Source organism: Paracoccus sp. DMF, assembly GCF_004407025.1.
Lineage (GTDB): Bacteria > Pseudomonadota > Alphaproteobacteria > Rhodobacterales > Rhodobacteraceae > Paracoccus > Paracoccus aminovorans_B.
Window position 1 is genome coordinate 56,791 of record NZ_SOKV02000020.1, and the last position, 9,307, is coordinate 66,097.

The window sequence follows — 9,307 nt, forward strand, 5'->3', positions numbered from 1 at the left end:
ATGGCCGCCCCCGATCCGGGCTGGATCGCGGCGCAGCGGCTGGCCTCGGCGCGGGCGATGCGCGGCGCCTGCTCGGCCACGCATCTGGTCCGGCGGCGCGAGGGCTTCGGCTGGCAGGTCCGGCCGGCGCGAGGGTCGGTGCTGGCCTCGCCCCGCATGGCCAGCTGGGACCCCGAGCCGGATTACTTCCACCACTGGATCCGCGATTCCGCCATCGTCTTGCGCGCCGTGCCGCTGGCCATGGTGGCCGATCCTGGGGCGCACGCTTTCTGGCTGGGCTTCATCGCGGATTTCGTCAGCTTCTCGCTGGCGATCTCGGACCCAGACCGCCGCGGGCCGCCGATGAACCCGCTGCGCGCCACCACCCGGCCGGGGCTGGAAAAATTCCTGCGCCCCGATGCCGAGTTGGCGGCGCTCTCGGGCGCGGCCTGGCTCGAGGAGCCCCGCTTCGGCCCCGACGGCAGCCCGGACCTGGAGCAATGGAGCCGGCCGCAGGACGACGGCCCCGCCCTGCGCGCATCCAGCCTGATGGCGGTGCTGGATGCCGTGCCCCAGGCCGACAGCGCCGCCGCCCGCGCCCTGATCGCCCGCGATCTCGCGCATCTTGCGCGCGTCGCTGGCCGCCCCTGCATCGGCCCGTGGGAGGAGGCGCCGCCCCGCCGCAGCACCTTCACCCTGATCGTGCAATGGGACGCGCTGGAGCGCGCCGGCCAAAGCGCCGAGGCCGCCCGGCTGGCCGCGCTGATCGACCAGGCGGCCGACCCGGTCTCGGGCGGCTGGCGCGACAGCATCGAGGCCGCCCCGGGTTCGCTCGACGCCGCGACCTGCCTTGCCATCCTGCACGCCCGGCGCAGCGCCGGCCCCTTTGCCCTGACCGCGCCGCGCAGCCGCGCGACCGTGGCGGGGCTGGAGGCGCTATTTGCCCAGCTCTATCCGATCAACCGGGGCCGCAACCCGCCGGCCATCGGCCGCTTTGCCCGCGATGTCTATTTCGACGGCAACCCCTGGTATCCGACCACGCTGGGCTTTGCCGAGCTGCATTACCGCATCGCCGCGCTGACCGGCGACGCCGAGGCCTTCGCCAAGGCCGAAGGCTGGCTCGCGCTGATCCAATCCGTCGCGCCCATCCCCGGCCCGCTGCCCGAGCAATTCGACCGCCGGACCGGCGCCCCAACCGGCTGCCTGGACCTGGCCTGGTCGGCGGCCGCCTTTCTGGAAGCCGCCGCCGCACGCGAGACCGCGCTTCAGGCCATGGCGAGATAGGGCGCCGAAAAGCCCAAGGCGCGCAGGCCCCGCTGCACCTCGGCCCGGCCCGAGACCAGCCGCCAGATCAGCCCCGAGCGGTGGTTTTCCAGCCCGATCACGATCGGCGCCTGGTCGATCGCCAGCCGGCTTTCCGCCACCCAGTCGCGGGCCGGGCAGAAGGCATCAACGAAACCGGCCTCGCCCCAGATCCGGCCGCCCCAGTCATCGTGCATGTGACGCAGCACCGGCATCGCCTCGTCCGGGACAAAGGGAAATGAGGCCAGCGCGGCGGTGGGGGTGATCGTCCCGGTATCCTCGACCGGCGAATGCGCGACATAGCCCGAGGGGTCGTCGCTGGCGGTCAGGCCCCACAGCGTTTCGCCATAGCCCACCCAGCCCCGCGGGTTCGCCAGGCAATGCGCGCGGTTGACCAGCGCATGCGCCCGGGCCTGCTGGCCGTAATCGGCATAGGCGTCGCGCAACCCGCGCGGGTCGATGCCCAGGAAGGGATATTGCGACAGGAACAGCGGCCCGCCCCAATCCGGCCCCAAAGGCAGAGTCACGCCGCCGAAATCGCGTCCGTTCAGGAAGGTCGGCGTCTGCGCCCAACTGTCGTGATAGGGGCGCGCCGGGATCGGATGCGTGGCCGAGCCGGCGCCAAGGACGAAGACCGGCATCGCCTCGTTCCAACCGCGGATCGGCAGGGCATTGGCGGGCCAGGGCCGGTCGGGGTGACGGTGCCACATGACCGCGCCATCCTCGCGCAGATGCGCCGCCCAGTTCACCGCGTCGTAGAGCGCCTGGATGCGGGCGGCCAGTTCCGGCGCTTCGCGGAAATAGGCCCCGGCGCCCAGCAGGCCCAGCATCAGGAAGGCGGTCTCGACCAGGTCGCCGCCGTCGTCGCCGGCCATGAAGGGCAGCACGCGCCCGGTGGTGCCGTGCAGGAAATGCGGGAAAACGCCGTCGAAGCGGTCGGCCCCTTCCAGGAAGCCGACCAGCCGCTCGACGCGGTCGAGGATCTCGCGCCGCGGACGCCAGCCGCGCTCGGCCGCGACGATCTGCGCAAGCAGGCCGAAGCCGGTGCCGCCGGTGCAGCAGGTCTGCTCCATGTCATAGCCGAAGGCGCCGGCGCTGCGCTCGCGCGCCATGCCGCTGACCGGATGGCTCCAGTCGAGGAAATACAGCGCCGTCGCCTGGGCCACGCGGTCGCGCAGCGCGGCATCGTCAAGCCCGGTCAGTCGAGCCATGTCAGCGCCACCTCCTGCGTGTCGCGGCTGTTCGGGCCGACATGCAGCCCGACCATGCCGGGGTCGCGGACCCATTCCACCGTTTGCAGCGTCGGCGCCATAGGATAGCGGAACTGGTCGGCGGTGATGGCGAAGCGCACCTCGCGGGCCTCGCCCGGGGCCAGCGCGAGTTGCTGGAAGTCGATCAGCTTGCGACCGGGGCGCGTGACGCGGGCGACCGGGTCGCTGGCGTAAAGCTGCACGGTTTCCAGCGCCGGGCGGTTGCCGGTGTTCTCGATCCCCAGAAGCAGGGTGACGGTCTCGCCGGCATGGGCCGCGTGGCGGCAGAGGATCGGGCGGCCATAGCGCACGGCGCTGTAGCCCAGGCCAAAGCCGAAGGGAAAGCGCGGCGCATCGTCGGGCAGGTCGAGCCATCCGGTCAGGAACTTGCCGAAACGGCCGGGCCAGGGCCGGCCCGTCGTGTCGCAGGCATAGGTCAGCGGCACCTCGCCCGGATGGGCGGGCAGCGTGACCGCCAACCGGCCCGAAGGCTCGGCCGCACCGAAGATCAGGTCGGCCACGCCCTCGGGGCCCGCAACGCCGCCGTGCCAGGCATAGAGCAGCGCATCGGCCTGGGTCGCGACCTGACCCAGGGCCAGCGGCCGACCGGCAAAGACCACGACCAGCAGCGGCTTGCCGGTCCCGGCCAGCGCCGCGATCAGCCGGCGCTGAGGCGCGGGCAGGTCCACCGCCAGGCGCGAGGAGGACTCGCCCGCGTGCTCCTTGGCCTCGCCCACCGCCGCCACCACCACGTCGGCCGCCAGAGCCGCCGCGACGGCCTCGGCCAGCAGCGCGGATTCCTCGCGCGGGTCGCGGGTCACGGTAACGCCGTGGCAGTTCAGCCGCGCCTCGAGCCAAGGCTCGTCGACGATATTCGCGCCCCAGCAGACGGTCGGCGCCTGTCCGGTCAGATCGGCGATGGCCCGGTCCAGCGGCACCACATCCTCGGCCCGGCCCGAGACGGCCCAGGTGCCCAGCATGTTCGCGCGATCCGCCGCGAAGGGCCCGATCAGCGCCACCCGGCTGCCCGGCGCCAGCGGCAGCAGCCCATCGTTCTTGAGCAGCACCGCCGATTGCGCCGCCGCCTTGCGCGCCAAGGCCCGGCCCTCGGCGCGCGCAGGCGCCTTGCCGGCCATGCCCCGGAACGGATCGTCCAGCAGCCCCAGCCGCGCCTTGAAGGTCAGCACCCGGCGGCAGGCGCGATCGATCAGACGAACCACATCCGCAGCCGAGAGCGCCAGCCCGGCCTCGGGCGCGTCGAGGCCAGCGCGGGCCAGCGCCGGCAATTCGTTCAGATAATCCTCGCCCACCATGTCCATGTCGATGCCGGCATGCAGCGCGCGCGCCACCGCGACCGGCGCCGGCCCCAGCCCATGCGCGACCAGCTCCTTGACGCCGGTATAGTCCGAGACGACCAGCCCGTCGAAGCCTTGGCACCCGCGCAGCCAGCCCTCGACCAGCGGCGCGTTGGCATGCATCGGCAGCCGGTTCACCGCGTTGAAGGCGACCATGACGCTGGCCGCGCCCGCCTCGATCCCGGCGGCAAAGGGCGGCAGATAGGTCTCGACCAGATCCTCCCAGGCCATCGACACATTGTCGTAATCGCGGCCGCTTTGCGGCGCGCCGTAAGCCACGAAATGCTTCAGGCAGGCCGCGACCCGGCCGTCCGTGCCCAGCCCCGCACCCTGAAAGCCCCGCACCGACGCCATGGCGATGCGCGAGGCCAGCAGCGGATCCTCGCCCGGCCCCTCGGCCACCCGTCCCCAGCGCGGGTCGCGGCTGATGTCCAGCATCGGCGCATAGACCTGGTGCAGCCCTTCGGCGGCGGCCTCGGCCGCGGCATGGGCCGAGGTCGCCTGGATCAGCGCCATGTCCCAGCTGCAGGCCAGCGCGATATTCAGCGGAAAGACCGTGCGATGGCCGTGGATCACGTCCTCGGCAAAGAACAGCGGGATGCCAAGGCGCGAGCCCGCCAGCGCACGCGCCTGCATCGCCCGGGCCGAGTCCAGCGACTTGGTGCCGAAGATCGCGCCGACCTGCCCCGCGTCCAGCCGCTGCGACAGCGTGGTCGGGGCCTGCGCCCCGGTGACCAGCCCCTGCCCGGCCGGCAAGAGGTTCAGCTGGCCGATCTTTTCCTTCAGCGTCATCCTGGCCATCAGCCGGTCGACGGCAGCCCCCTGTCCCATGCGTCCCCCGTTACCCTGCCGTCATTCGGCGGCGTGTCGGGCCAGATCGTAATCCAGCGGATCGACGGGCGACAAGCGGCCCTGGCCGTTGCGGATCTCCAGCACCGAGTCATAGAAGGGCGCGCCGTCCGGGCCATAGGGCAGGCTGTCGCCATGCAGCACCGACAGCACCGCCGCATCGGGCAGATAGAGGGCAAGCGTCAGGTGGAAGTCGATCGCCGCCCCCGCATCCAGCGCCGCCGTCGCCTCGTCCAGCAGCAGGATATCGGGCTTGGCCAGCAGGATGCGCGCCAGCACCAGCCGCTGCTTCTGCCCGCCCGAGAGCACGTTGCGCCAGTTCTTGCCCTGGTAAAGCTCGTCCTCCAGACAGGCGATGAATTCGCCCAGGCCGACCAGCGACAGGACCGACGCCACGGCAATGTCGGTCTGCTGTTCGGGGTGGTCGGGATAGGTCAAGAGCGCCTTCAGCGTCAGCCGGTCGGGCAGGTCCGGTTCCTGCCCGGCAAAGAACAGCCGCGCGCCCTCGCGCAGGGTGATGCGGCCGGCGCCATAGGGCCAAAGCCCGGCCACCGCCTTCAACAGACTGCTCTTGCCGCAGCCGTTCTGGCCGTCCAGATAGACCCGCTCGCCCGGGTAAAGCCGCAGCGCCGGCACGGTCAGGAAGGCCGCGGTCATATGGCCGCGGTGGTGCAGCCGCAGCCCGTCCAGCGCCAGCACCGGACCCTTGGCGCTGCGCCGGCGCTGGAATGCGCTGACGCCGGTCTCGGCATAGAAGGCCTGGCGGTCGCGCACCCGCTCGATGGCCCGGGCGAGTTCGGTCAGCCGGCCGGCATTGGCCTTGAGCGTGGCGATGGCCGGCATGACGTTGATGAACCACGAGACGTCGCCGATCAACTCGGCCGTCAGCTCGCTGCTGGCGACGAAATCGCGAAAGCTCATGCCGCCCGCCATATAGGCCGGCAGCGCGGGCAGATAGGCCAAGAGCCGGCTCGACAGGAAATTATAGGTGTTGGTGAACAGCATCATCCCGGCCGAAAGCCGGTTCTGCCGGCCCCAGGTCCGGTCCAGGTCGGCGTAAAGGCGGTGGTTGATGCGGCTTTGCGCGCGCTCGCCCCGGGCGATGGCCATCTGGCCGACCCGGTTCAGCATCGCGCCCCATTCGCCGCGCCAAGCGCCGTCGCGGCGCTGGCGCTGCACGCTCAGCCGTTCCAGGATGCGGCCGATCCGCCAGGCGACGAAGGTCATTGCCGGGACATAGACCGCGACCATCGCCAGCCCCAGCAGCGCCGAGCCGTATGGACCCGGCCCCAGGTCGAGGCCCAGCACCGCCCCGGCATCGGCGCCCCAGCGGTCCAGAAAGGGTACCGGCTGGCTGCGCTGGATCAGCGCGACCGAGACGAAATAGATCGAGGTCACCGCCCCCCAGAGCCCCATCGCCAGCCCGATGATGCCGCCATAGAGCCCGCCCGAGCATTCATCGACGCGCTGGTCGATGGCATCGGGCATGCGCGAGCGGTCGCCCGCGGCCGAGCGGTCGCTCAACAGGTCCAGCGCGATGCGCTCATCGGCCAGGATCGCGCGGTCGAAGCGCCCGACCAGCCAGCCGCGCGCCCGGCGGTGCAGCGTGGCCGAAACGAAATGCCGCAGCGCCACGCCGGCGGCGCGGGCCAGGAAGATGCCCAGGTAGGCGCCGCCAGCCAGCAGCACGATGCGCGCGGGGTCGACGCCCGGCGGCGTGTCATGGAAGCTGGCGAGCGAGGCCAGGAAATCCGCGCTGGCCAGCGCGACCCAGACGCTGGCCTTGCTGAGCAGCGTGGTCATCGCCAGCACGGCGACGGTCAGCAGCCAAGCCTCGCGCCAGCGTTCCGAAAACCAGTACGCCGACACCAGACCCCAGAAGCTGCTCAGACGTTTCACCTGCCTTTGCCTCTTGCGACGTGCGGACACGGTCACGCTGTCCCGGGCAACGCATGGTCGCCTGCGGGCCGGATCCGGCACATGATGCGATTTTCCCTGCCGCCGGGGCGCTTTGCGGCGCCTGGCGGCCTCTCCATGGACAAAGCCTAGCAAACCTTGCCGTCGGCGGTAAACCGCCGAGGTGATTTTTCGGACTGTATTATTCGCTAGGTGATTGCTCGGCGGCGATTCGCGGCCGGGCTTCCGGTAATTTTGGCGTCGAAGGCGCGGGATGGCCGCCCGTGGCGCGTTCGGTAGGCAGATCGTGCGGGCAGTTGCGGAAAAAACTGTAATCCCTAAGAAATCGCCGATCCGAAGCGCCGCCCGCCCTGGACCGTCTGCGGCCGATGCCGCCGCCTGGTGCATCGACAGGCGTAACCGCGGGCTGTGGCAGGCCGGCGCAAGATGTGTTGTCCGTTTGCCATGAGGTCCGGAAAACTGCCGAAAATGTCGTAACGAAAGCGAGCGGACCAGGCCGGGTCCACGCCGAAACAACCGGCCGCGACCGAAACTTCGTCTCCGCTATCCTGCCGGAACGGTCGTCGGGCTCCGAAAACTTGCAGCGGTCCGGCAGCGCCGGCTGATCGGGCAGCTTCGGCAATCGGGGTGAGCAACGCGGCAGGTGGTCTGACCCAGCAGTTTCATCAGGACATGGAGTTCCGCAAGATCGGCAGCACTCCAGCCGGGCAGCGCAGCCATCGTCAGGTCATAGGCGGTCCGCATGTCGGCATTGCTTCGGACAAAGCCGAAGCGGCATAATATCCTCAGGATATGCGTGTCCACCACGAAGGCCGGCATGCGCAATGTGCTGAAGTTGAGCGTGGAGGCCGAGACCTTTCGCCCGACACCCGGCAGGCGTTCCAGCCAGGCGAGCGCCTCGGGGACGCGCAAGTCGCTCAGAAACGCCAAGTCGAAGTCCGAGCGATGGATTGCGACGGCGGCCAGCGTCTTGCCGAGATGGCGCGCCTTTACGTCCGGAAATGTGACATCGCCGATGAGCCGCTCGAGATCGGTTGCTGCCCCCATGTCGGACCAGCGGGGATAGACTTCGATGAGGCGCCGATAGGCCCCCAGCGAGACTTCGTCGCGGGTGCGACCGCTGATCAGCGATTTCACCAGCTGGCCGATGGGCGCCGGGCGCAGGTCGGTTCAGCACGGCCGAAGCGGCGCCTCAGCCGGTCCCGCACCCATGCCATATCCTCGGTGGCCCAAAAGCTGAACGCCATCTGCATGAACCATATCTGGAACAAAATGGGAACATTTCAAGGCGGGAAAGCCGTGCTGCCCGGCCGGCCTGCACGGGCGCGGTTACAAAAGTCCGGCGCTCTGGAACATCCCGGCCCTCTTCTGGTTGGCAGGCAGGAGGTGCATCATGACCCGAGAACAAGCGACCCCGAAGGACAACCCCGCAACCGATCCCGAGCGGGAGAACGGCCAGGGAAAGCACGAAGGCATCCCTCACCAGCCGGAGGAGTTCCTCGAAGCTGATCCCGAACGCGGGAAGGAGTGGCCCGCCAAGCCGCGCGGCGCCAAGCCGAATACCGCGATGTGCGAGGACCGCAGCAAGCCCGGCATCGTGGACAAGGGCGAGGACTGCTGACCGCGGGCATGGAAAAGCCCCGCCCCGGGGCAGCCGGGGCGGGGCGTTTGGCTAGTTCGGCCGCTGCGATGATTCTTCCGCATCCAGCTTGGAGATCATGGCGTCGAACAGACGCTCTGCTTCGTCGTCCGTCAGCGGCTCTTCCTTCTGCCCCTCAGTCTTGCGGTAGTTCGGGTCGTGCAGTTCGGGCACGAATTTCTGACCCATTTTCTCCCCCATCAACTGATTTCCCGAGGATAGCACGGCAGCCGGCGAAAACCCAATCCTGATCCACATGCGAGCGGCTTTTGGCTGGCAGTTGCTTTGACGCGCGCTGCCTTTCGGCCCTCCGCCTGCCTGCTGCTCTGCAGCACGGGAGGTCAGACCGCTGCAGGTCCTTGACCTGGCCCCGGTCGTCCCTCGGTCATGACGAGAACCCCGGGGTTGATATTGGTCTGTTTCGGGTTCGGCAAGCGCGCCGGGCGGTGAGCCTTCCGATTGTTCAAGCGCCAGACGCGCTTCTGCCGGGGCCCTGTTGCCTAAAGAACCCCATGAACGCGGCAACCCTCTGTAAATGCGAGGATATTTTACGCCCGCCCGTTACCATCAAGGGGCGCTCGAAGAGAGACACGGGCCATTCGGAGACCCATTCCGCGTCAAGCGCCCAGTCTCCGAAGGGCGGATGATCTTGCCAACGCCCCTTTGAAACAAAAAGAAAAATGCCTCAATCGGGGCCCTTGGACGGATTCGGTGTCTGAATGTGGCGGGCCGCGACCGATAGTGATGATCACTACGTTTACGCTATAGCCCTATGATTTCCGCCAAACTCTGACGCACTTTCGGCGTTCCGGCTAATCCTGCATCATCAGATCGCATTTCGCCACCGTGGATCATTGCGGTAACTGACATGAATCATGTTGTCGAGTGTCGATTATCACTATAGCGTTCCTTCTACGAAGGCTTGGTGAGAATCACTGACGATGCACCCAGGAACGACAGTCCGGCAGGATTGCCTTGAGAAGTGAACCGCGCCGGGTTTGCCGGAGGCTGATTTT

7 protein-coding genes and 1 pseudogene are annotated in these 9,307 nt (G+C 68.9%); 2 read left to right on the forward strand and 6 right to left on the reverse strand.

The genetic code is table 11. From position 1 onward, the window contains the following. On the forward strand, positions 1-1,263 hold the full coding sequence (locus tag E3D03_RS12170) for a glycoside hydrolase family 15 protein (protein WP_263567180.1): 1,263 nt from the start codon (positions 1-3) through the stop codon (positions 1,261-1,263). On the opposite strand, the gene E3D03_RS12175 is transcribed toward E3D03_RS12170, so the two are convergent. From E3D03_RS12175 to E3D03_RS12190, 4 genes are all read right to left on the reverse strand, one after another. Then, entirely contained in the window at positions 1,245-2,492 is a 1,248-nt protein-coding gene (locus E3D03_RS12175) for a glucoamylase family protein (protein ID WP_263567181.1), read from the reverse strand. The two genes, E3D03_RS12170 and E3D03_RS12175, sit on opposite strands and share 19 nt — an antisense overlap. Next, on the reverse strand, positions 2,480-4,717 hold the full coding sequence (locus E3D03_RS12180) for a glycoside hydrolase family 3 N-terminal domain-containing protein (RefSeq protein WP_263567182.1): 2,238 nt from the start codon (positions 4,715-4,717) through the stop codon (positions 2,480-2,482). Before E3D03_RS12180 ends, E3D03_RS12175 begins: the two co-directional genes overlap by 13 nt. 21 nt (positions 4,718-4,738) lie before the next feature. Next, positions 4,739-6,634: an ATP-binding cassette domain-containing protein gene (locus E3D03_RS12185; RefSeq protein WP_263567183.1), complete on the reverse strand. Its 1,896-nt coding sequence runs from the start codon at positions 6,632-6,634 to the stop codon at positions 4,739-4,741. 561 nt (positions 6,635-7,195) lie between these two features. Next, complete coding sequence (locus E3D03_RS12190; RefSeq protein ID WP_263567184.1) at positions 7,196-7,789, reverse strand: endonuclease III domain-containing protein; 594 nt, start codon at positions 7,787-7,789, stop codon at positions 7,196-7,198. A gap of 256 nt (positions 7,790-8,045) precedes the next feature. Between E3D03_RS12190 and E3D03_RS12195 the strand changes: the two genes are divergently transcribed. Next, positions 8,046-8,273: a hypothetical protein gene (locus E3D03_RS12195; protein ID WP_263567185.1), complete on the forward strand. Its 228-nt coding sequence runs from the start codon at positions 8,046-8,048 to the stop codon at positions 8,271-8,273. 51 nt (positions 8,274-8,324) lie between these two features. Here the strand turns inward: E3D03_RS12195 and E3D03_RS12200 are convergent, their stop codons facing one another. Further along, positions 8,325-8,480 carry a hypothetical protein gene (locus E3D03_RS12200; RefSeq protein WP_263567188.1) on the reverse strand — a complete coding sequence of 52 codons (156 nt, stop codon included), beginning with the start codon at positions 8,478-8,480 and terminating at the stop codon, positions 8,325-8,327. A gap of 207 nt (positions 8,481-8,687) precedes the next feature. Further along, positions 8,688-8,810: pseudogene (locus E3D03_RS21405) on the reverse strand (IS3 family transposase); the annotation flags it as partial. Between the last annotated feature and the right edge of the window lie 497 nt (positions 8,811-9,307).

Coding starts and splice junctions, on each gene's coding strand:
- E3D03_RS12195 (WP_263567185.1), top strand. CDS start 8,046: ATGACCCGAGAACAAGCGACCCCGAAGGACAACCCCGCAACCGATCCC.
- E3D03_RS12175 (WP_263567181.1), bottom strand. CDS start 2,492: ATGGCTCGACTGACCGGGCTTGACGATGCCGCGCTGCGCGACCGCGTG.
- E3D03_RS12170 (WP_263567180.1), top strand. CDS start 1: ATGGCCGCCCCCGATCCGGGCTGGATCGCGGCGCAGCGGCTGGCCTCG.
- E3D03_RS12180 (WP_263567182.1), bottom strand. CDS start 4,717: ATGGGACAGGGGGCTGCCGTCGACCGGCTGATGGCCAGGATGACGCTG.
- E3D03_RS12200 (WP_263567188.1), bottom strand. CDS start 8,480: ATGGGTCAGAAATTCGTGCCCGAACTGCACGACCCGAACTACCGCAAG.